The organism is Stenotrophomonas sp. RIT-551 (genome assembly GCF_026241915.1).
Lineage (GTDB): Bacteria > Pseudomonadota > Gammaproteobacteria > Xanthomonadales > Xanthomonadaceae > Stenotrophomonas > Stenotrophomonas bentonitica_A.
The window spans coordinates 44,048-65,369 of sequence record NZ_JAPJIU010000004.1 but is presented as its reverse complement, the minus strand read 5'-3'; the positions used below and the strand labels follow the sequence as shown (position 1 = coordinate 65,369).

Genomic DNA, 21,322 nt, shown 5'->3' with positions numbered 1-21,322 from the left:
CATCGCCGCAGGTCACCATGACCTTTGGGATATGGTGTGGTCGTGACGTGGTGCATTACTTTGCTACCACACCTGCCCACGCATCCTTAGGGACACGACGATGTCGCGACAATCATTCCTGCTCGGCCGCACCGGACGCTGTGCCGCTGCACTGCTGATCACCTCCACCCTGCTGCTGAGCGGCTGCGGTGGCGCCGGCCCGGCCGAAGCCAACGCGGCCGAGAAGGACGGCAAGGCCGAGAAGAAGGTCGATGCGGTCCCCGTCGAAGCCGTCGCGGCCAGCCGTCGCGCCGTCGCTGCCAGCTACACCGGTACGGCCGCACTGGAGCCGCGTGGTGAGTCGCAGGTGGTCGCCAAGACCTCCGGCGTCGCGCTGGCGGTGCTGGTGGAAGAGGGGCAGCAGGTGCGTGCCGGGCAGCCGCTGGTGCGGCTGGATCCGGACCGTGCCCGCCTGGCCGTGGCGCAGAGCGAAGCGCAGATGCGCAAGCTGGAGAACAACTACCAGCGCGCCCAGAAACTGGTCGGCCAGCAGATGGTCAGCGCCGCCGATGTCGACCAGATCAAGTACGACCTGGAGAACGTCCGCGCGCAGTACCGGCTGGCCACGCTGGAACTGTCCTACACCACGGTGATCGCGCCGATTTCGGGCGTGATCGCCTCGCGCTCGATCAAGACCGGCAACTTCGTGCAGATCAACACGCCGATCTTCCGCATCGTCGACAACTCGCGCCTGGAAGCCACGCTCAACGTGCCCGAGCGCGAGCTGGCCACGCTGCGTCCGGGCCAGCCGGTGACGCTGATCGCCGATGCGCTGCCGGGCAAGACCTTCCCGGGCACGGTGGACCGCATCTCGCCGGTGGTCGATGCCGGCAGCGGCACGTTCCGCGTGGTCAGCGGCTTTGGCGAAGATGCTGAAGGCCTGCAGCCGGGCATGTTCGGCCGCATCCGGATCGACTATGACCAGCGTGCCGACGCGCTGGTCGTGCCGCGCCTGGCGCTGCTAGACGATGGTGAGCCGGCGGTGTTCCGCGTTCGCGATGGCAAGGCCGCGCGCGTGCCGGTCAAGCTCGGCTATGCCGAAGGCCCGTGGGTGGAGATCCGCGAGGGTCTGGCCGCAGGCGATCAGGTGGTTACTGCAGGCAAGGTTGCCCTGCGCGACGGCACCGCGGTGCAGGTGATCGGCGCCAAGCCGGCCGCCACCGCTGCTGCCAAGCCGGCACCGGCCAAGGCGGAGAGCCGTCAATGACAGCGGCCGGCAACGACCACGGCAATGATCCGCACCAAGGCGATCGCCCCGGTGCCCACGGCGGCGGCCTGGTGGAATTCGCCACCCGCCGCCGCGTCACCATCGCGATGTTCACCGTCACCCTGATGCTGTTCGGCTTCATCGCGCTGGGCAATCTCAAGGTCAACCTGCTGCCCGACCTGAGCTACCCGACCCTGACCGTGCGCACCGAGTACACCGGTGCGGCCCCGGCGGAAATCGAAACGCTGATCACCGAGCCGGTCGAAGAGGCCGTGGGCGTGGTCAAGAACCTGCGCAAGCTCAAATCGATCTCGCGTACCGGGCAGAGCGATGTCGTGCTCGAGTTCGCCTGGGGCACCAACATGGACCAGGCCAGCCTGGAGGTGCGCGACAAGATGGAAGCGCTGAACCTGCCGCTGGAGGCGAAATCTCCGGTGCTGCTGCGCTTCAATCCGTCCACCGAGCCGATCATGCGCCTGGTGATCTCGGCCAGAACCGATCCTTCCAGCGATGCCGAGGCCGTGCGCCAGCTCACCGAGCTGCGCCGCTATGCCGATGAAGACCTGAAGAAGAAGCTGGAGCCGGTCACCGGCGTGGCTGCGGTGAAGGTGGGCGGCGGTCTGGAGGATGAAATCCAGGTCGACATCGACCAGCAGAAGCTGGCCCAGCTCAATCTGCCGATCGACAACGTCATCAAGCGGCTCAAGGAAGAGAACATCAACATCTCCGGCGGCCGCCTGGAGGAAGGCTCGCAGCGCTACCTGGTGCGCACGGTCAACCAGTTCGCCGATCTGGAGGACATCCGCAACCTGCTGGTGACCACGCAGAGCAGCAACGGCAGCGCTGCCGATGCAGCGATGCAGCAGATGTTCGCGATCGCCGCCTCGACCGGCTCGGATGCCGCCGTGGCCGCTGCCTCTGCCGCGCAGAGTGCCTCCAGCAGCAGTTCCACCAACATCGCCAACGGCGTGCCGGTGCGGCTGAAGGATGTCGCCACCGTGCGCCAGGGCTACAAGGAACGCGAAGCGATCATCCGCCTGGGCGGCAAGGAAGCGGTCGAGCTGGCGATCTACAAAGAGGGCGATGCCAACACGGTCTCGACCGCCGAAGCGCTGCGCGCGCGCCTGGAGCAGATCAAGGGCCAGGTACCCGGCGATGCCGAACTGACCACGATTGAAGACCAGTCACGCTTCATCGAACACGCCATCAGCGACGTCAAGAAAGACGCGGTGATCGGCGGCATCCTCGCCATCCTGATCATCTTCCTGTTCCTGCGCGACGGCTGGAGCACGTTCGTGATCAGCCTGTCGCTGCCGGTCTCGATCATCACCACGTTCTTCTTCATGGGCCAGCTCGGCCTGAGCTTGAACGTGATGTCGCTGGGCGGTCTGGCCCTGGCCACCGGCCTGGTGGTGGATGACTCCATCGTGGTGCTGGAGAGCATCGCCAAGGCGCGCGAACGTGGCCTGAGCATCCTGCAGGCGGCCATCGCCGGCACCCGTGAAGTGAGCATGGCCGTGGTCGCCTCGACCCTGACCACCATCGCGGTGTTCCTGCCGCTGGTGTTCGTCGATGGCATCGCCGGCCAGCTGTTCCGCGACCAGGCGCTGACGGTGGCGATCGCGATCGCGATCTCGCTACTGGTGTCGATGACCCTGATCCCGATGCTGAGCTCGCTCAAGGGCCGCCCGCCGCTGGCCTTCCCCGAAGAACCGGCGCACCAGCCCTGGCAGCCGGACAGCCGCTGGCTGAAGCCGGTCGCCGGCAGCCGTCGCGGCGTGGGCACCCTGGTGCGCTGGATCTGCTTCGGGATCGCCTGGTCGGTGATCCGCGTCTGGCGCGGCCTGGTGGCCGTGGTCGGGCCGGTGATGCGCAAGGCCAGCGATGTGGCGATGAAGCCCTACGCCGGTGCCGAGCGCGGTTACCTCAAGCTGCTGCCGGGCGCGCTGCATCACCCGGGCAAGGTGCTGGGCCTGGCCGCGCTGGCCTTCGTAGGCACGATGGCGCTGGTGCCGATGCTCGGGGCCGACCTGATCCCGCAGCTGGCGCAGGACCGTTTTGAAATGACCGCCAAGCTCCCCGCGGGCACGCCGCTGAAGCAGACCGATGCGCTGGTCCGTGAGATGCAGCTGGCCCACGCCAAGGACGACAGCATCGCCTCGTTGTACGGCGTCAGTGGCAGCGGCACCCGGCTGGATGCCAGCCCGACCGAAAGCGGCGAGAACATCGGCAAGTTGACCGTGGTGATGGCCGGGGGCGGCAACGCGCGCACCGAGGCGGCGATCACCGAGCGGCTGCGCGAATCGATGCAGCAGCACCCTGGCGTGCAGGTCGATTTCGCCCGCCCGGCGCTTTTCAGCTTCTCCACCCCGCTGGAAGTGGAACTGCGCGGCCAGGACATGGCCACGCTGGAAACGGCCGGCAAGGCGCTGGCCGCGATGCTGCGCAACAACCCGCACTACGCCGACGTCAAATCCACGGTGGAAGAGGGCTTCCCGGAGATCCAGATCCGCTTCGACCAGGAGCGCGCCGGTGCCCTGGGCCTGACCACGCGGCAGATCGCCGATGTGGTGGTCAAGAAGGTGCGCGGTGACGTGGCCACGCGCTACAGCTTCCGTGATCGCAAGATCGACGTCCTGGTGCGGGCCCAGGAAGGCGACCGGGCCAGCGTGGACAGCATCCGTCGCCTGATCGTCAATCCGGGCAGCAACCGGCCGGTGACGCTGGATTCGGTGGCCGAGGTGGTCGCCACCAACGGCCCGAGCGAGATCCATCGCGCCGACCAGACCCGCGTGGCGGTGGTGTCGGCCAACCTGCGCGACATCGACCTGGGCGGCGCCGTGCGCGAAGTGCAGGACATGGTGGCCAAGCAGCCGTTGGGGGCCGGTGTCGGCATGCACATCGGCGGGCAGGGTGAGGAGCTGGCCGATTCGGCGCGCTCGCTGATCTTCGCCTTCGGCCTGGCCATCTTCCTGGTGTACCTGGTGATGGCCTCGCAGTTCGAGTCGCTGCTGCATCCGTTCGTCATCCTGTTCACCATTCCGCTGGCGCTGGTCGGCGCGATCCTGGCCCTGATGCTGACCGGCAAGCCGATCTCGGTGGTGGTGTTCATCGGCCTGATCCTGCTGGTGGGCCTGGTGACCAAGAACGCGATCATCCTGATCGACAAGGTCAACCAGCTGCGCGAGGCGGGCGTGCCCAAGCGTGAGGCACTGGTGGAAGGGGCGCGTTCGCGCCTGCGGCCGATCATCATGACCACGCTGTGCACGCTGTTCGGCTTCCTGCCGCTGGCGGTGGCGATGGGCGAGGGCGCCGAAGTGCGCGCGCCGATGGCGATCACCGTGATCGGCGGGCTGCTGGTCTCCACCCTGCTGACGCTGGTGGTGATCCCGGTGGTGTACGACCTGCTCGACCGTCGCGGCGATGCCTACTACCGCGAGCGCGGCCGCCACCTCAAGACGCCGCTGGCCGACGCCGGCCATGGCACTGCACAGGAGCCGGCATGAGCATTGCCGAGTTCTCCATCCGCCGGCCCATCACCACGATCATGTGTTTCGTGTCGTTGGCGGTGGTGGGCCTGATCGCCTCGTTCCGGCTGCCGCTGGAAGCGCTGCCGGACATCTCCGCGCCGTTCCTGTTCGTGCAGGTGCCGTATACCGGCTCCACCCCGGAGGAGGTGGAGCGCAACATCATCCGGCCCACCGAAGAAGCGCTGGCGACGATGACCGGGATCAAGCGCATGCGCTCCTCGGCCACGTCCGAAGGTGCCAGCATCTTCATCGAGTTCACCGACTGGGACCGCGACATCGCCATCGCGGCCTCTGATGCCCGTGAGCGCATCGATGCGATCCGCAGCGATCTGCCGGACGACCTGCAGCGTTACAACGTGTTCAAGTGGTCCAGCAGTGACGACCCGGTGCTGAAGGTGCGCTTGGCCAGTGCCACCGACCTGACCGGCGCGTACGACATGCTCGACCGCGAGTTCAAGCGGCGGATCGAACGCATCCCGGGCGTGGCGCGGGTCAACATCTCCGGCGCTCCGCCGAACGAGGTCGAGATCGCGATCAGCCCGGACCGGCTGACCGCGCATAACCTGAGCATCAACGAGCTCAGTGACCGCCTGCGCACGCTGAACTTCTCGATCTCGGCCGGACAGATCGACGACAACGGCCAGCGCGTGCGCATCCAGCCGGTGGGTGAAATCACCGACCTGCAGGAACTGCGCGACCTGGTCATCGACAACAAGGGCCTGCGCCTGGGCGACATCGCCGAGATCCGGCTCAAGCCCACCCGCATGAACTATGGCCGTCGCCTGGATGGCAACCCGGCCGTGGGCCTGGACATCTTCAAGGAGCGCAGCGCCAACCTGGTGGAGGTTTCGCGCGCGGCCCTGGCCGAGGTCGAGGCGATCCGCAAGCAGCCCTCCATGCGCGATGTGCAGATCAAGGTCATCGACAACCAGGGCAAGATGGTGACGTCCTCTCTGCTGGAGCTGGCCGAAGCCGGCGCGGTGGGGCTGCTGCTGTCGATCACGGTGCTGTTCTTCTTCCTGCGCCACTGGCCCTCCACGCTGATGGTGACCCTGGCGATCCCGATCTGTTTCGTGATCACCCTGGGCTTCATGTACTTCGCCGGTGTCACCCTCAACATCCTGACCATGATGGGTCTGCTGCTGGCGGTCGGCATGCTGGTGGACAACGCCGTGGTGGTGGTGGAGAGCATCTACCAGGAACGCGAACGGATGCCGGACCAGCCGCGGCTGGCCTCGATCATCGGTACCCGCAACGTGGCCATCGCGCTGAGCGCCGGCACCCTGTGCCACTGCATCGTGTTCGTGCCCAACCTGTTTGGTGAGACCAACAACATCAGCATCTTCATGTCGCAGATCGCGATCACGATCTCGGTCTCGCTGCTGGCCTCCTGGCTGGTCGCGGTAAGCCTGATCCCGATGCTGTCCGCGCGCATGCAGACCCCCAAACTGGTGCATTCGGACAGTGGCGTGATCGCCCGCCTGCAGCGCCGTTACGCCACCTTGCTGCAGTGGACGCTGGAACACCGTGGCTGGAGTGTGTTCGGCATCGTGATGGTGATCCTGATCAGCCTGGTGCCGATGAAGCTGACCAAGATCGACATGTTCGGTGGCGAGGGTGGCCACGAGGTGTTCATCGGCTACAACTGGAAGGGCGCCTATACCTTCGGCCAGATGTCCGAGGAAGTCGCCCGCGTGGAGCGCTACCTGGACGATCACCGCGAGCAGCTGCACATCACCCAGGTGTACTCCTGGTACAGCGAGCAGGAAGGCAGCAGCACGATCGTGACCTTCGATACCGAGCACGCCAAGAACATGCCCGCCGTGCAGGAAGCCCTGCGCAAGGGCCTGCCCCGTTCGGCGCGTGCCGATTACGTGGTCGGCAACTCCGGCGACGGCGGTGGCGGCGGCAACAACCAAGTGCAGGTGCAGCTGGTGGGTGACTCGACCAAGATGCTGCAGGAAATTGGCGAGGAAGTGGTGCCGCTGCTGGCCCAGCGCAAGGAGCTGCGTGACGTGCGCATCGACAACGGCGAGAAGGGCAGTGAGTTGTCCATCCACGTTGACCGCGAGCGCGCGGCCGCGTTCGGCTTCAATGCCGAGCAGGTGGCCAGCTTCGTCGGCCTGGCCCTGCGGGGCGCGCCGCTGCGCGAGTTCCGCCGCGGTGACAGTGAAGTGCCGGTCTGGGTGCGCTTTGCCGGTGCCGAGCAGAGCAGCCCGGAAGACCTGGCCAGCTATACGGTGCGTACCGGCGACGGTCGCTCCGTGCCGCTGCTGAGCCTGGTGGATGTGGCGATCAAGCCGTCGGCCACGCAGATCGGCCGCACCAACCGGCAGACCACCTTGACCATCAAGGCCAACCTGGCTGAGAAGGTCACCGTGCCGGATGGGCGCAAGGCGATGGAGGAAACGCTCAAGCCGATGAGCTTCCCGGCCGGCTACACCTTCAGCTTCGACGGCGGCGACTACGGCGACGACAACGAAGCGATGGCGCAGATGATGTTCAATCTGGTGATCGCGCTGGTGATGATCTACGTGGTGATGGCAGCCGTGTTCGAGTCGCTGCTGTTCCCGGCGGCGATCATGAGCGGCGTGCTGTTCTCGATCTTCGGTGTGTTCTGGCTGTTCTGGATCACCGGCACCTCGTTCGGGATCATGTCCTTCATCGGCATCCTGGTGTTGATGGGCGTGGTGGTGAACAACGGGATCGTGATGATCGAGCACATCAACAACCTGCGCCGCCGCGGGATGGGTCGGACCCAGGCGCTGGTGGAAGGCTCGCGCGAACGCCTGCGCCCGATCATGATGACGATGGGAACCGCGATCCTGGCGATGATTCCGATCTCCATGACCGACACCCAGCTGCTCGGCAACGGCCCGCCGTACTACCCGATGGCCCGCGCCATCGCCGGCGGCCTGGCGTTCTCCACGGTGGTCAGCCTGCTGTTCCTGCCGACCATCTACGCGATGCTTGATGACATGAGCACGGCGGTGTCGCGGATCATCCGGCGCGCGCGTGGCCGCGGCGTCGAGGCCCCGGTGGTCGAGCCCGGCGCAGAATCGGTTTGAGGGTGCATGGAGGCCCGTTGGGCGGGCCTCCTTTTTTTCGGACCGCACCCACGTATGGCATCCATCTACGAATGGAAACGGCGGTCATCACCCTGGTACGTAGCCCGGCACTACCTGCGGTTCCCCATTCGTGCACAAAAAAGGCCACGCATTGCGTGGCCTTTCGATTCACAGCCAGCGCGGGAATCACCCCGCGACTTTGCCCCACACCTGGAACCCGGTCAGCCACAACCCGAGCATGCTGCCCAGGTTGGTCAGCATGAAGGTCAGCACCACGCGCGTCACCCGGTTGCGGTACCAGCCCTTGATGCTCTGCGCGTCGTCGCGCAGCTTCAGGAAATCCTCGTAGGCAGGCTTGCGCAGGCGCGCTTCCACCAGGGCCGAGAACGCACCGGTCGGGATGCTCAAGCGGAACGGCTTGAACGGTGCCACCACGATCGCGGTCAGGATGCTCAACGGGTGGCTGCCGGCCAACAGGCAGCCCAGGCCGGCCAGGCCGCCGGTATACATCGCCCAGACTGCCAGCAGTTCACTGCCGACCCCCAGGCCACCACGGTAGAAGCCCACGCCGATGCCGGTCAGCACGATGGCCAGGATCGCCAGCGTGATCCACGGAATGTTGCGCTTCTTCGGCACGTCTTCCAGCGACTCGCGCAGCGGGCCCGGCGCATCGGTGTCGGTTTCCAGGTACTTGGCCAGACCGGCCAGATGACCGGCGCCGACCACCGCCAGCACTTCGCGCTGGGCCGGGTCATGCACTTCGCGCAGGCGCGTGGCCATGTAGCGGTCGCGCTCGCCGATGATGGTTTCGTACAGGGCCGGGCTCTCGCTGGCGAACTCGCCGAAGCTGGCTTCGAGCATGTCGCCCTGCTTGAGCTTCTCGATCTCGTCTTCGCCGACTTCCTCGGAGGCGAACAGGCCGGCGCCCAGGCCCATCACCAGCTTGATCTTGCCGAAGAAGCCCAGCCGCTGCGAGGCGCGCTTGAAGGTCAGGCCGACCTCGCGGTCGATCAGGTGCACCGGCAGGTTGCGTTCGTTGGCCATCACTACCGCGCGCTTGAGTTCGGCGCCGGGCTCGATCTCCAGCTGCTCGGCCAGGCGGCGCTGGTAGGCGGCCAGGGCGAGGTTGGCCGCGAACAGGGCGACGCGCCCCTTGCGGATCACCTCGACCAGGTCCAGCTTGGCCAGGGCGTCCGGGTTGGTCAGGGCCTGCAGGCGCTGCGCGTCCAGTTCGACCGCGACCGCATCGAAGCGGCCACTTTCAATTGCACGTTCCACCGCTTCCACGCTGGCCTGCGAGACGTGCGCGGTGCCCAGCAGGGTGTAGCGCACGCCATCGCGCTCGACCACGCGCACGGGTTGACCGGCGAACAGGGTGTCGCCGGCCTCGATCAGGGTATCTGTCATTGCATCATTCATTCGAAGGGGCGCTGTCGGCACCATCGCCGAGCGCGCGCTGCATCTGGACGGTATCCAGCCAGCGGCCATGCTTGCGGCCGAGGCCGCGGAAAACGCCGACGGTATGGAAACCGAAACGCTCGTGCAGTTTGATGGAGGCAGTGTTGGTCGGCTCGCCGATCACGGCCACCATCTGCCGGTAGCCGCGCGCGACGCAGGCATCGATCAGGCCCTGCATCAGCGCGGTGCCGACACCGCGGCCCTGGAAGGCGGCATCCACGTAGACCGAGTTCTCCACGGTCCACTGGTAGGCGATCCGGCCGCGGTAGGTATTGGCGTAGGCATAACCGGCCACCTGGCCATCGACCTCGGCCACGATGTACGGAAAACCACGGCCGACGATGTCCTGCATGCGGCGGCGCATTTCCGCCGCCTCCGGAATGTCGTACTCGTAGGTGTTGACGAAGTCGGTCACTTCCACCGCATAGATCGCGGTGATGGCCGCGATATCGGCATCGGTGGCGTCGCGCAGCTGCACGGTCACGGTGGGGTGTCCTGGTCGGTCAGTCGATGTAGCGTTTGAGCAGATCGCCGTAGGCATCGATGCGGCGATCACGCAGGAACGGCCAGATGCGGCGGACGTGTTCGCTGCGCTGCAGGTCCACATCGCAGACCAGTACGGTCGGCTCGCCACCGGCTTCGGCGATGAACTCACCCTGCGGGCCGAGCACATGGCTGTTGCCCCAGAACTGGATGCCCGACGCGCCCAGCGGCGACGCCTCATGGCCGACGCGGTTGCAGCTCAGCACCGGCACGCCGTTGGCCACGGCATGGCCGCGGTGACTGAGCACCCACGCATCGCGCTGGCGGCCCTGTTCGTCGCGCTGGTCATCCGGGTCCCAGCCGATCGCGGTGGGGTAGAGCAGCAGCTCGGCACCGGCCAGCGCCATCAGGCGCGCCGCTTCCGGATACCACTGGTCCCAGCACACGAGCACGCCCAAGCGACCCACCGACGTGTCGATCGGGGTGAAGCCCAGATCGCCCGGGGTGAAGTAGAACTTCTCGTAGAACCCCGGATCATCCGGGATGTGCATCTTGCGGTACTTGCCCAGCAGCGTGCCGTCTTTTTCAAAGACCACGGCGGTGTTGTGATACAGCCCGGCCGCGCGCCGCTCGAACAGCGAGCCGACGATCACCACGCCGTGCTTCCTGGCCAATGCGCCCAGGCGCTCGGTGCTCGGGCCGGGGATCGGCTCGGCCAGATCGAACTCATCGACCGACTCGTGCTGGCAGAAGTACGCACCGTTGTGCAGTTCCTGCAGCAGGATCAGCTTGGCACCCTGCGCGGCCGCTTCAGCCACGCGCGCTTCGATGACGGCCAGATTGGCCTCGGCATCGCCGTGGTTGCGCTCCTGGATCAGGGCGACGGAAAGGGTGTGGCGTGAGCTCATCCGGAGACGGTCCTGCAAGGGGAAAAACGCAGTTTATCGCGGATGGGTGCACGCAGCGTGCTGGCTGCTAAATGGCTGACACCCACGCGTCGGGTAGTGCCGGCCGCTGGCCGGCTCCGCAGCAGCATCGAGACAAGCCCAAGCGCGTGGCTGCGGCGGCTGGGCTGGCGGGTGCGAAGGTGCGGGACGCGCCGTAAACCCTTCCCTGGGGGCTCGTGGGCGCCATCCATGGCGCCCTGACGGTCCCGCCCCTCCACACCCGCCATCCCTTCGACCGTGCGTCGGTGGTCTGGCAAACAGCGGTAACCCACGACCGTTGGTCGTGGCGCTTAAGCCAGCAACCCCGCCGGCAGCTGCATCGTGATGCAGTGCAGGCTGCCGTTCTGCCAGATCAGCGAGCGGCACGGCACCGGCACGATCTCGCGGTCCGGATAGGCCTGGGCCAGCACCGCACGCGCGGCCTCGTCGGCAACATCCCCGTAGGCCGGCATCAACACCGCGCCATTGAGGATCAGATAGTTCGCGTAGGACGCCGCCAGGCGGCGACCTTCATCGATCACCGGCTGCGCCCACGGCAGCGGGAACAGGCGATACGGCTGGCCGTCGGCGGTACGCAGCGCCGCCAGTTCGGCGCCCATCGCCTGCAGTTCGGCGTAGTGCGAATCGCTGGCGTCATCGCAGGCCTGGTAGACGATGCTGTCGGTCGAGGCGAAGCGCGCCAGGGTATCGATGTGGGCGTCGGTGTCGTCGCCTTCCAGATAGCCATGGTCCAGCCACAGCACACGCTCCTGGGCCAGCCAGGTGGCCAGGTCGGCGCTGAGCGATTCGCGGCTGCGCTCGGGATGACGCTCGTGCAGGCACTGCCAGGTGGTCAGCAGGGTGCCGGCGCCGTCGGTCTCGATGCCGCCGCCTTCCAGGGCGAACGGAATGCTCTGCAGCTCGGCATCGTGGAACAGGCCTGCGGCATGCAGCACGCCGACCAGCTGGTCATCCAGGCTGGCGTCGAACTTGCCGCCCCAGCCGGTGAAGCGGAAGTCCAGCAGGCGGAAGCCGCCATCGGCGCGCTTGAGCGTGATCGGGCCGGAATCGCGCAGCCAGGTGTCGTCGTACTGGGCGGTCACGAACCGCACGCGGTCGGTATCGATCCGGTTCGAGCGCAGGCGCGCATCGGCGTACGCCTCCAGGTCGTCGTCGGCGACGATGATCACCACCGGCTGGAAGCGGGTGATGGCCGCGACGAGCGCGATGTAGGTGTCCTCGACGTCACCCAGGCGGTCGGCCCAGTCGGTGTCGGCGTGGGGCCAGGCGATCAGGATGGCGGACTGGGATTCCCATTCGGCCGGAAAGCGGAGCGTGTCGTTCATGATCTCGATGCGATGGCCCGCCGGCTGGCGGGCAAAGGGAAAGGGGTCAGCGGATCGGCGGTTTCGGCCCGATCTCGTTGGCGTCGGCGCGGTTGGCGACCACGTCGATCACCTTCTGCTTTTCGAAGTAGACGGTGAACTGCGGGTAGACCCAGCGGTTGATCGTCGGCCACTGGCGCTTCTGCCCGCCGCGCGGTTCCAGGCGCTCGCCCGGGTCGCCGAACTGGGCCTGGACCTGCTGCATGCTCTGGCCGCGGACGGGCAGGGCGATGGCGGGCTTTTCACGGCTGCGGTCGATCAGCAGGGTGTCGGCGTGGGCGCTGGAGATGGCCAGTACGGCCAGCAACGGCAGGGTGGTCAGGTGACGCTTCATCTCGATCTACTCCCCAGTGGTCAAGAAGGTGGAAGGTCCCGCGGCGACAGGTCTGACACCGGCGGCCGTGGCTACCCGGCGATTACAACAAAAATGGCAGCAAAAAGCCGCCCGGAGGCGGCTTTTTGTTCATCACCCGGCCCGGTGAGGGACCGGTGGCGGCCGTGAGGCCAGCCGGCTCAGCGCTGGCGAGCCTTGAAACGCGGGTTCGACTTGCAGATCACGAAGATCTTGCCACGGCGACGGACGACCTTGCAGTCGCGGTGACGGGACTTGGCCGACTTCAGGGAAGAAAGGACTTTCATTGCATACCTCGGCGTAAACGTTGGATTCGGTTGGAGCGCGGCCGCGATATGCAGATGACAATCGGCAGGTGACGCCCGTTCAAGCCCGCCATTCTACCGGGCTTTTTTCCATCCTTTCAAGTGGTTGCACCAAAAAGGTCTCGGGAGGCCCCGGGCAGGGGCTAGAATGGGCGGTCAATTTTACAGGGAAACCCATGAATCAGCTTCCTTCCGTGCTCACCATCGACGGTCCCTCCGGGGCCGGCAAAGGCACTGTCAGCCGCATTGTCGCACGCCGGTTGGGCTGGCATTACCTGGATTCGGGCGCCCTGTACCGGGCGGTGGGCGTGGCCGCCAGCTGGGCTGATATCGACACCTCCGACGCCTCGGCGCTGGTGCGCTGCACCTTCGACACCCACGTGCGCTTCGTGGAATCGGCCGACGGCGGGCTGCGGGTGCTGGTCAACGAGACCGACGCCACCGACGAGCTGCGCCTGGAGACCACCGGCGCCCTGGCCTCGGCCATCGCGGCCATCCCGGAGGTCCGGGCGGCGCTGAAAGAGCGCCAGCGCGCATTCAGGATGGAGCCGGGGCTGGTGGCCGACGGTCGGGACATGGGCACGGTCATCTTCCCAGACGCCCCATTCAAGGTGTTTTTGACCGCCAGCGCCGAAGAACGGGCCGAGCGGCGGCATAAGCAGTTGAAAGACAAGGGTGTTTCGGTTAACTTTGACGACCTCCTGCGCGAGATCATGGCCCGCGACGCCCGTGATGCACAGCGCACAGTGGCGCCCCTGAAGCCGGCAGACGATGCCGTCGTCATCGACACCAGTGGTATTGGCATCGACGCCGTCGTTGCCAAGGTATTGGATCTGCTTCCGGTTTCGGGTGCCTGATCCGTTGTAAAGGAGGGCCGTCAGTCCATCGACGGTGTCGCACCATCGCAAGGCAACAAAAGCTCCGTCCCGCAATGATGCGTGGCGGTTTTCCTACTTAACACACGACCTGCGTTACCGGGGTCGACCAACAGGCGGGCATCAAGCGGTTCCTTTCGGGGGCCAATGCCCATGTGTCCAACAGAGTAAATCTAATGACCGAATCATTTGCAGAGCTGTTCGAAGCCAGTCAGGCCAATCTGGCCAAGCTGAAGCCGGGCTCGATCGTCAGCGGTGTCGTTGTTGAAGTCCGCGGCGATGTCGTGGTGATCAACGCCGGCCTGAAGTCCGAAGGCATCGTGCCGATCGAACAGTTCCGTAACGACGCTGGCGAGATCGATGTCGCTGAAGGCGACGTCGTCAAGGTTGCCCTCGATTCCATCGAGAACGGCTTCGGTGAAACCGTTCTGTCGCGTGAGAAAGCCAAGCGCGCGATGGTGTGGGACGAGCTGGAAGAAGCGTTGGAAAAGAACGAAACCATCACCGGCCGCATCAGCGGCAAGGTCAAGGGTGGTTTCACCGTGGACATCAAGGATGTCCGCGCGTTCCTGCCCGGTTCGCTGGTGGATGTGCGCCCCGTGCGCGACCCGGCCTACCTGGAAGGCAAGGAGCTGGAATTCAAGCTCATCAAGCTGGACCGCAAGCGTAACAACGTCGTTGTGTCCCGTCGTGCAGTCGTCGAAAGCGAGCATTCGGAAGAGCGCGAGCAGCTGATGGACAAGCTGCAGGAAGGCGCGATCCTGAAGGGTGTCGTCAAGAACCTGACCGATTACGGCGCGTTCGTGGACCTGGGCGGTATCGACGGCCTGCTGCACATCACCGACATGGCCTGGAAGCGCGTGCGCCATCCGTCCGAAGTCGTGAACGTCGGCGACGAGCTGGACGTGCGCGTGCTGAAGTTCGACCGCGAGCGCAACCGCGTTTCGCTGGGTCTGAAGCAGCTGGGCGAGGATCCGTGGGACAACATCGCCCGTCGTTACCCGGCCAACAGCCGCGTCTTCGGCAAGGTCTCCAACGTCACCGATTACGGCGCATTCGTCGAGATCGAGCCGGGCGTCGAAGGTCTGGTGCACGTGTCCGAAATGGATTGGACCAACAAGAACGTCAACCCGTCCAAGGTTGTGCAGGTCGGTGACGAAGTTGAAGTCATGGTCCTGGACGTCGACGAGGAGCGTCGCCGCATCTCGCTGGGCATGAAGCAGGTTGCCGCCAATCCGTGGGAAACCTTCGCTGCCATCCACAAGAAGGGCGACAAGGTGTCGGGCCAGATCAAGTCGATCACCGACTTCGGCATCTTCATCGGCCTGGACGGCGGTATCGATGGCCTGGTGCACCTGTCCGACATCAGCTGGAACACCACCGGCGAAGACGTGGTCCGCAACTTCAAGAAGGGCGACAACCTGGACGCCGTCGTCCTGGCCGTCGATCCGGAGCGCGAGCGCATCAGCCTGGGCGTCAAGCAGCTGGAGCAGGATCCGTTCGGCCAGTACATGGCTGCCAACCCGAAGGGTTCCAAGGTCGAAGGCGTGGTCAAGGAAGTGGACGCCAAGGGCGCTACCATCGAACTGGCTGACGGCATCGAAGGCTACGTGGCCGCTCGCGATGTTGCGAACGAGCGCGTCGACGACGCGACCCAGTTCCTGAAGGTCGGCGACAAGGTGGAAGCCAAGTTCGTGGGCATGGATCGCAAGGGTCGTACCCTGCAGCTGTCGATCAAGGCCAAGGACGACGCGGAAATGCGCGAAGTGCTGGAGGAATACCAGTCCTCTTCGGCTTCCAGCGGCACCACCCAGCTCGGCGCGCTGCTGCGTGCACAGCTGAACGGCAACAAGTCCGAGTAATCGGTCTGTCGCTGTCGTAGTTTCCTGGACGGCCCGGACATCAGTCCGGGCCGTTTCAGGGTCTGAGTTCCTCCCCAAGAGCCCGTAATGACCAAATCCGAGCTGATCGAAATCCTGGCGCGCCGGCAGGCGCATTTGAAGTCGGACGATGTCGATCTGGCGGTGAAGTCGTTGCTGGAAATGATGGGTGGGGCGCTGGCCGGCGGGGATCGCATCGAGATCCGCGGGTTCGGCAGTTTTTCGTTGCACTACCGGCCGGCACGGCTGGGGCGCAATCCCAAGACCGGGGAATCGGTCGCATTGCCGGGCAAGCATGTCCCGCACTTCAAACCGGGCAAGGAACTGCGTGAGCGCGTCAGCGCCGTGGTGCCGCTGGAAAGCGATCCTGCCTGACGGGCCATCCGCCACGGGGCGGATGCATGATTTCCATGGAGTCGGCTGGTAGAGCGGAGTGTTAGTCCGCTACTCTTGAGCCCTACGGAACTGGAGCTGCTGCATGAACGTCGTACGTCTGCTGATCCTGCTGGCGGTTCTGGTGGTGGGTCTCATCATCGGTGCGCTCAACTCGCAGCCGATCATCATCAGCCTGGGCTTTACCCAGATCAATTCCACCACCGGCGTGGCGATCATCATCGCCCTGCTGTCCGGTGCCCTCATCGGCGGCGGCCTCGTGCTCGCCAGCATGGTGATCCCGCTGTACGCCAAACTGCGCCGTGCGCAGAAGGCCGCGCCTGCCGTGGTCGTGGCACCCCCTTCTTCTTCTACATTCGACGGACGCTGAGCGCCGATGGAATTTGTCTCCGAGTGGTTCTGGTTTTTCCTGTTCCTGCCCCTGGCCGCGTTGTCGGGCTGGGTGATCGGGCGGCGTGGCGGTCAGCGCCATGGCGACAACCAGGTCAGCCATCTGTCCAGCACGTACTTCCGCGGCCTGAACTATCTGCTCAACGAGCAGCCGGACAAGGCGATCGAGCTGTTCCTGCACATCGCCGAGCTGGACAAGGAAACCTTCGAGACCCAGGTCGCGCTGGGCCATCTGTTCCGCCGCCGTGGCGAGGTCGATCGTGCGATCCGCCTGCACCAGGGCCTGGTGAACCGCGCCGATCTCAGCGATCAGCAGCGCGTCCAGGCCTTGCTGGCCCTGGGCGAGGACTACATGAAGTCCGGCCTGCTCGATCGTGCTGAAACGGTGTTCACCGAACTGGCCCAGATCGACCAGCGCGCCCCGCAGGCACTCAAGCACCTGATCGGCATCTACCAGGCCGAACGCGACTGGGAAAAGGCGATCGACAACGCCAGCCGTTTCGAAGAAGTCACCGGCGAGCCGATGGGCAAGCTGATCGGGCAGTTCGAATGCGAACTGGCCGAGCGCTACCGTGGTGCCGGCAAGATCGACGAAGCGCGCGCTGCGATCGCACGCGCCTACCAGGCCGATGCGATGTCGGTCCGTGCCGGCATCATCGAAGGGCGCCTGGAGAACGACGCCGGCAATGCCGAAGCCGCCGTGCGCGCCTTCGAACGTGCCGCCCGCAATGATCCGGAGTACCTGCCCGAAGTGCTGCAGGCGCTGATGCAGAACTACCGCAAGGTCGGTGACCTCGGTGGTGCCCGTGCGTTCCTGTCGGAGATGACCGAGCACTATCGCGGCATCGCCCCGGTGCTGGCGCTGACCCAGCTGATGGAAGAGCAGGAGGGTGTCGCCCCCGCGCGCGCCTATCTCGGCCGCCAGCTCAAGGACCGCCCCTCGGTGCGTGGCGAGTCGGCGCTGATCGACCTGACCCTGGCCGAGGGCGCGGATTCCACCGCCACCCTGCACGATCTCAAGCACATCACCGACCAGTTGCTGGTGCGCAACCCGGCCTACCGCTGCACCCGCTGTGGCTTCGGCGCGCGCACGCATCACTGGCAGTGCCCGAGCTGCAAGGAATGGGGCACCGTCAAGCCGCTGCTCAACTACGCGGTGCTCTGAACCATGATGGTGGGCTGGATGGCAGGGCTGCTGGCGGTGCTGGCGGTCTCGGCGGGCCTGACCTGGGCCGCACGTGCGTACGCGCTCCGTCGCAACCTGTTGGATCAGCCGGGCGAGCGCCGCAGCCATGGGGTGGCGACGCCTCGCGGCGGTGGTATCGCGATCGTCCTGACCCTGCTGCTGGCCTGCGCGGTCGCCGCCGTGATCTGGCCCAAGGCCGGAATCTCGCTGGCGGTGTTCGCGCTGGGTCTGGTACTGGTGGCCGGGATCGGCTGGTGGGACGACCATCGGCCGCTGCCGGCGGTCCGCCGCCTGCTGGTCCATGTGCTGGCGTCCGCGCTGCTGGCTGGGCTGGTCTGGCATGCCAGCGGCAACCCCTGGCAGGCGCTGCTGGCCCTGTTGTTCGCCACCTCGCTGATCAACATCTGGAACTTCATGGATGGGATCAACGGCATCGCCACCACCCAGGCGATCCTGGCCGGTCTCGCCTTTGCGCTGGTGCTGCCGCCGCCCTACGGCCTGGCCGGTGTGGTGCTGGGGCTGGCCTGCCTGGGGTTCCTGCCGTTCAACTACCCACGGGCACGCATCTTCATGGGCGATGTCGGCAGCGGGGCGCTGGGCTATGCCATCGCGGCGCTGGTCTGCCTGGCCAGTGTGCGCACCGATATCCACTGGTTGCTGTTGCTGGTGCCGCTTTCGGCCTTTCTTGTGGACGCAGGCTTCACATTGCTTTCGCGCATCCTGTCCGGACAGCGCTGGATGGAACCCCACACGCAGCATCTCTATCAGCGCGCGGTGAAAAGTGGTGCAAGCCACACTTTCGTCACCGGGGTGTATCTTGTTTTTGGAATATTCAGTGCGGCAGTGTTTAATGCATGCACGAATTTGCAGCCGAGGTGGGAGGCTGCCGTGGCCATCGCGTGGTTGATCTTCGCGTACGGTCTTTGGCTGCTCCTGCGCAAGGGAATGCGCAACTAGAAGGAATACGTTGTTTATGACCCCTTGGCAGGACCGACTTACCGGCTTGATGCCGCGCGCGGCCATCGTGGCCCACGACCTGTTCATGGTCTGGGCGTGCTGGCAGCTGCTGCATGCCGGACGCTACTCGATGCTGGCCGACGCGCCGGCATTGCCGCTCTGGAACATCGACACCTCGCTGGTGCTGGTCATCCAGGCAGTGGTGTTCTGGCGGGTGGGTCTGTACCGCGGCCTGTGGCGCTTTGCCAGCGTTGCCGATCTGCTCAACATTTTCAAAGCCAGCTTCATCGGCCTGCTCGCCATCGTGGTGGCCCTGGCGTACAAGCGCTTTGAAGGCGTGCCGATGTCCGTGCTGGTCATCTACCCGTTCGCGCTGTCGGCGCTGCTGGGCGCGCCGCGCCTGCTGTACCGCGCATGGAAGGACTATCAGGCGCTGCAGTCCGACGTCACCGCGCGCCGTGTGCTGATCCTGGGTGCCGGCCAGGCGGCCGAGGCCCTGGTCCGCGACCTGCGCCGCTCGGGTGATTTCGAGCCGGTCGGCCTGCTCGACGACGCCCCGCATCTGCAGGGCGCCAAGCTGCAGGGCCTGCCGATCCTGGGCACCCTGGAAGATGCCCCGGCCGTGGTCCGCGAGACCGCCGCCAAGCTGCTGGTGATCGCCATCCCGTCGCTGGATGCCGTGGGCATGCAGCGGGTGGTGGCCATCTGCGAAAGCACCGGCGTGCCGTTCCGGATGGTCCCCAAGCTCAACGACATCCTGCTGGGCCATTCCTTGCCGGGTGAGCTCAAGGAAGTGGCGATCGAAGACCTGCTCGGCCGCAAGCCGATCCTGCCGGACTGGGCGCTGATCCGCGGCTGGCTGGGCGGGCGTACCGTGCTGGTCACCGGCGCGGGCGGCTCGATCGGTTCAGAGCTGTGCCGCCAGTGCGCGCGCCACGGGGCAGGGCGCATCGTCCTGGTGGAGATGAGTGAACTGCTTCTGCTGACCATCGAAGCCGAGCTGCAGCGCAGCTTCCCGGATCTGGTGGTGGAAGCGGTGCTGGGCGACTGCGGTGACCCCGCGGTAATCCGCCATGCGCTGTCGCTGTCGCGGGTGGACTCGGTCTTCCATGCCGCCGCCTACAAGCAGGTGCCGGTGCTGGAGCGCCAGCTGCGCGAAGCGGTGCGCAACAACATCCTCTCCACCGAAACGGTGGCGCGCGCCTGCGTCGAAGCGCGCATCGAGCATTTCGTCTTCATCTCCACCGACAAGGCGGTCGATCCGGTCAACGCGCTGGGTGCCAGCAAGCGCTACGCGGAGATGATCTGCCAGAGCCTGGACCAGAAGACCAGCCACACCCGTTTCGTGACCGTGCGCTTCGGCAACGTGCTGGCCTCGGCCGGCAGCGTGGTGCCGGTGTTCCGCGAGCAGATCCTCAAGGGCGGTCCGGTCACCGTGACCGACCCGGAAGTCACCCGTTACTTCATGACCATTCCCGAGGCCTGCCAGCTGATCCTGCAGGCGGCCGCGTCGGCCTCGCATGGGGCGATCTATACGCTGGACATGGGCGAGCCGGTGCCGATCCGCGTGCTGGCCGAGCAGATGATCCGCCTGGCCGGCAAGCAGCCCTACAAGGACATCGCCATCGTCTATACGGGCCTGCGGCCGGGCGAGAAACTGCACGAAACGCTGTTCTATTCCGACGAAGATTATCGTCCGACCGCGCATCCGAAGATTCTCGAAGCCGGCGTGCGCACGTTCGCGCGTGAGCAGGTATTGGCCAATGTGCCGAAACTGCGCGAGGCGATTGCCAGCTACGATACTGATGCGATCAACAGCATTCTGTTTGCGACCATGCCCGAATTTTCTCCTTTGCAACAGGACGATCACGTCAGCTCTGCTAAAGTGCTCGCCTTTCCGGCGCGTGAGGCCACTAGGTTCTGATGAGCAAGCGTATTCGTAAGGCGGTATTTCCTGTCGCAGGGTTGGGAACGCGATTCCTGCCGGCCACCAAAACCGTTCCGAAGGAAATGCTGCCGATCATTGATCGGCCGTTGATCCAATATGCCGTGGATGAGGCGATCGAGGCGGGCTGTGACACGCTGATCTTCATCACCAACCGTTACAAGCATGCGGTCGCGGATTATTTCGACAAGGCCTACGAGCTTGAGCAGAAACTCGAGCGCGCCGGCAAGCAGGAGCAGCTCGAATTGGTTCGCCATGTGCTGCCCAATGGCGTGCGCGCCGTGTTCGTGACCCAGGCCGAAGCGCTGGGCCTGGGCCATGCGGTGCTGTGTGCCAAGGCGATCGTGGGCGACGAGCCGTTCGCGGTGCTGCTGCCCGACGATCTGATCTGGAACCGTGGCAACGGTGCGCTCAAGCAGATGGCCGACGCCAACGAAGCCAGCGGCGCCAGCATCATTGCCGTTGAAGACGTGCCGCATGACAAGACCGGCAGCTACGGCATCGTGGCCACCGAGGCCTTCGACGGCCGCCAGGGCAAGATCAGCGCCATCGTTGAAAAGCCCAAGCCCGAGGACGCCCCGAGCGACCTGGCCGTGGTAGGCCGTTACGTGCTGAGCCCGAAGATCTTCGAGCTGCTCGAAGCGACCGGGACCGGTGCAGGTGGCGAGATCCAGCTGACCGACGCCATCGCCGAGCTGCTCAAGAGCGAGCGCGTCGACGCGTACCGTTTCGAGGGCCGCCGCTTTGACTGCGGTACCCACCTGGGTCTGGTCGAAGCCACGATCCGCTTCGCCCTCGACAACGAGAAGCTGGCCGGTCCTGCACGCGAAGTGCTGCAGAAGATGCTGGCTGAGGGCTGAGAACGAGCCAGCGGTAGTGCCGGCCGCTGGCCGGCTCCCGACGCAACAGAAAAGGGCAGCCGCGAGGCTGCCCTTTTCGTTTC

The 21,322-nt window shown here is 65.6% G+C and carries 17 protein-coding genes; 11 read left to right on the top strand and 6 right to left on the bottom strand.

From position 1 onward, the window contains the following. The first annotated feature begins 100 nt into the window (after positions 1 to 100). The 3 genes from ORK51_RS06490 to ORK51_RS06480 are packed head-to-tail and all read left to right on the top strand — an operon-like array spanning position 101 to position 7,844. Entirely contained in the window at positions 101 to 1,246 is a 1,146-nt protein-coding gene (locus ORK51_RS06490; protein ID WP_261997436.1) for an efflux RND transporter periplasmic adaptor subunit, read from the top strand. Further along, positions 1,243 to 4,752, top strand: a complete 3,510-nt coding sequence (locus ORK51_RS06485) for an efflux RND transporter permease subunit (RefSeq protein WP_266084577.1) — start codon at positions 1,243 to 1,245, stop codon at positions 4,750 to 4,752. The genes ORK51_RS06490 and ORK51_RS06485 overlap by 4 nt, the downstream gene beginning before the upstream one ends. Continuing rightward, positions 4,749 to 7,844 (top strand): efflux RND transporter permease subunit, encoded by a 3,096-nt coding sequence (locus ORK51_RS06480; RefSeq protein ID WP_261997438.1) that lies wholly within the window; start codon positions 4,749 to 4,751, stop codon positions 7,842 to 7,844. Before ORK51_RS06485 ends, ORK51_RS06480 begins: the two co-directional genes overlap by 4 nt. Positions 7,845 to 8,030: 186 nt before the next feature. Here ORK51_RS06480 and ORK51_RS06475 read toward each other — a convergent pair whose 3' ends face one another. The 6 genes from ORK51_RS06475 to ykgO form a co-directional block, all read right to left on the bottom strand. Further along, on the bottom strand, positions 8,031 to 9,263 hold the full coding sequence (locus ORK51_RS06475) for a TraB/GumN family protein (protein ID WP_429000623.1): 1,233 nt from the start codon (positions 9,261 to 9,263) through the stop codon (positions 8,031 to 8,033). Beyond that, complete coding sequence (locus ORK51_RS06470) at positions 9,256 to 9,786, bottom strand: GNAT family N-acetyltransferase (RefSeq protein ID WP_266084575.1); 531 nt, start codon at positions 9,784 to 9,786, stop codon at positions 9,256 to 9,258. Before ORK51_RS06470 ends, ORK51_RS06475 begins: the two co-directional genes overlap by 8 nt. A gap of 19 nt (positions 9,787 to 9,805) precedes the next feature. Then, a complete protein-coding gene (locus tag ORK51_RS06465) occupies positions 9,806 to 10,693 on the bottom strand; it encodes a carbon-nitrogen hydrolase (protein WP_266084574.1) in 888 nt (295 codons plus the stop codon). Between the two features lie 329 nt (positions 10,694 to 11,022). Further along, positions 11,023 to 12,057: an agmatine deiminase family protein gene (locus tag ORK51_RS06460; protein WP_266084573.1), complete on the bottom strand. Its 1,035-nt coding sequence runs from the start codon at positions 12,055 to 12,057 to the stop codon at positions 11,023 to 11,025. 46 nt (positions 12,058 to 12,103) lie between these two features. Continuing rightward, positions 12,104 to 12,430, bottom strand: coding sequence for a hypothetical protein (locus tag ORK51_RS06455; protein WP_266084572.1), 327 nt, complete (start codon positions 12,428 to 12,430; stop codon positions 12,104 to 12,106). A gap of 179 nt (positions 12,431 to 12,609) precedes the next feature. After that, positions 12,610 to 12,735 carry a type B 50S ribosomal protein L36 gene (ykgO, locus tag ORK51_RS06450; RefSeq protein WP_017355593.1) on the bottom strand — a complete coding sequence of 42 codons (126 nt, stop codon included), beginning with the start codon at positions 12,733 to 12,735 and terminating at the stop codon, positions 12,610 to 12,612. Between the two features lie 194 nt (positions 12,736 to 12,929). Here ykgO and cmk point away from each other — a divergent pair, with 194 nt between their 5' ends. The 8 genes from cmk to galU all read left to right on the top strand — a co-directional run bounded on the left by cmk (position 12,930) and on the right by galU (position 21,239). Then, positions 12,930 to 13,610, top strand: coding sequence for a (d)CMP kinase (cmk, locus tag ORK51_RS06445; protein ID WP_046273768.1), 681 nt, complete (start codon positions 12,930 to 12,932; stop codon positions 13,608 to 13,610). A gap of 194 nt (positions 13,611 to 13,804) precedes the next feature. Continuing rightward, on the top strand, positions 13,805 to 15,490 hold the full coding sequence (rpsA, locus tag ORK51_RS06440; protein ID WP_019183099.1) for a 30S ribosomal protein S1: 1,686 nt from the start codon (positions 13,805 to 13,807) through the stop codon (positions 15,488 to 15,490). Positions 15,491 to 15,577: 87 nt separating this feature from the next. Beyond that, a complete protein-coding gene (locus ORK51_RS06435; RefSeq protein ID WP_019183098.1) occupies positions 15,578 to 15,883 on the top strand; it encodes an integration host factor subunit beta in 306 nt (101 codons plus the stop codon). Between the two features lie 103 nt (positions 15,884 to 15,986). Next, complete coding sequence (locus ORK51_RS06430; RefSeq protein WP_019183097.1) at positions 15,987 to 16,271, top strand: LapA family protein; 285 nt, start codon at positions 15,987 to 15,989, stop codon at positions 16,269 to 16,271. Positions 16,272 to 16,277: 6 nt separating this feature from the next. Beyond that, positions 16,278 to 17,456 (top strand): lipopolysaccharide assembly protein LapB, encoded by a 1,179-nt coding sequence (gene lapB, locus ORK51_RS06425; RefSeq protein WP_019183096.1) that lies wholly within the window; start codon positions 16,278 to 16,280, stop codon positions 17,454 to 17,456. A 9-nt stretch (positions 17,457 to 17,465) separates the two neighbouring features. Next, positions 17,466 to 18,434 (top strand): MraY family glycosyltransferase, encoded by a 969-nt coding sequence (locus ORK51_RS06420; RefSeq protein ID WP_429000631.1) that lies wholly within the window; start codon positions 17,466 to 17,468, stop codon positions 18,432 to 18,434. A 16-nt stretch (positions 18,435 to 18,450) separates the two neighbouring features. Then, a complete protein-coding gene (locus tag ORK51_RS06415; protein ID WP_046273767.1) occupies positions 18,451 to 20,358 on the top strand; it encodes a polysaccharide biosynthesis protein in 1,908 nt (635 codons plus the stop codon). After that, on the top strand, positions 20,358 to 21,239 hold the full coding sequence (gene galU / locus ORK51_RS06410) for a UTP--glucose-1-phosphate uridylyltransferase GalU (protein ID WP_019183093.1): 882 nt from the start codon (positions 20,358 to 20,360) through the stop codon (positions 21,237 to 21,239). The genes ORK51_RS06415 and galU overlap by 1 nt, the downstream gene beginning before the upstream one ends. Positions 21,240 to 21,322: the final 83 nt, after the last annotated feature.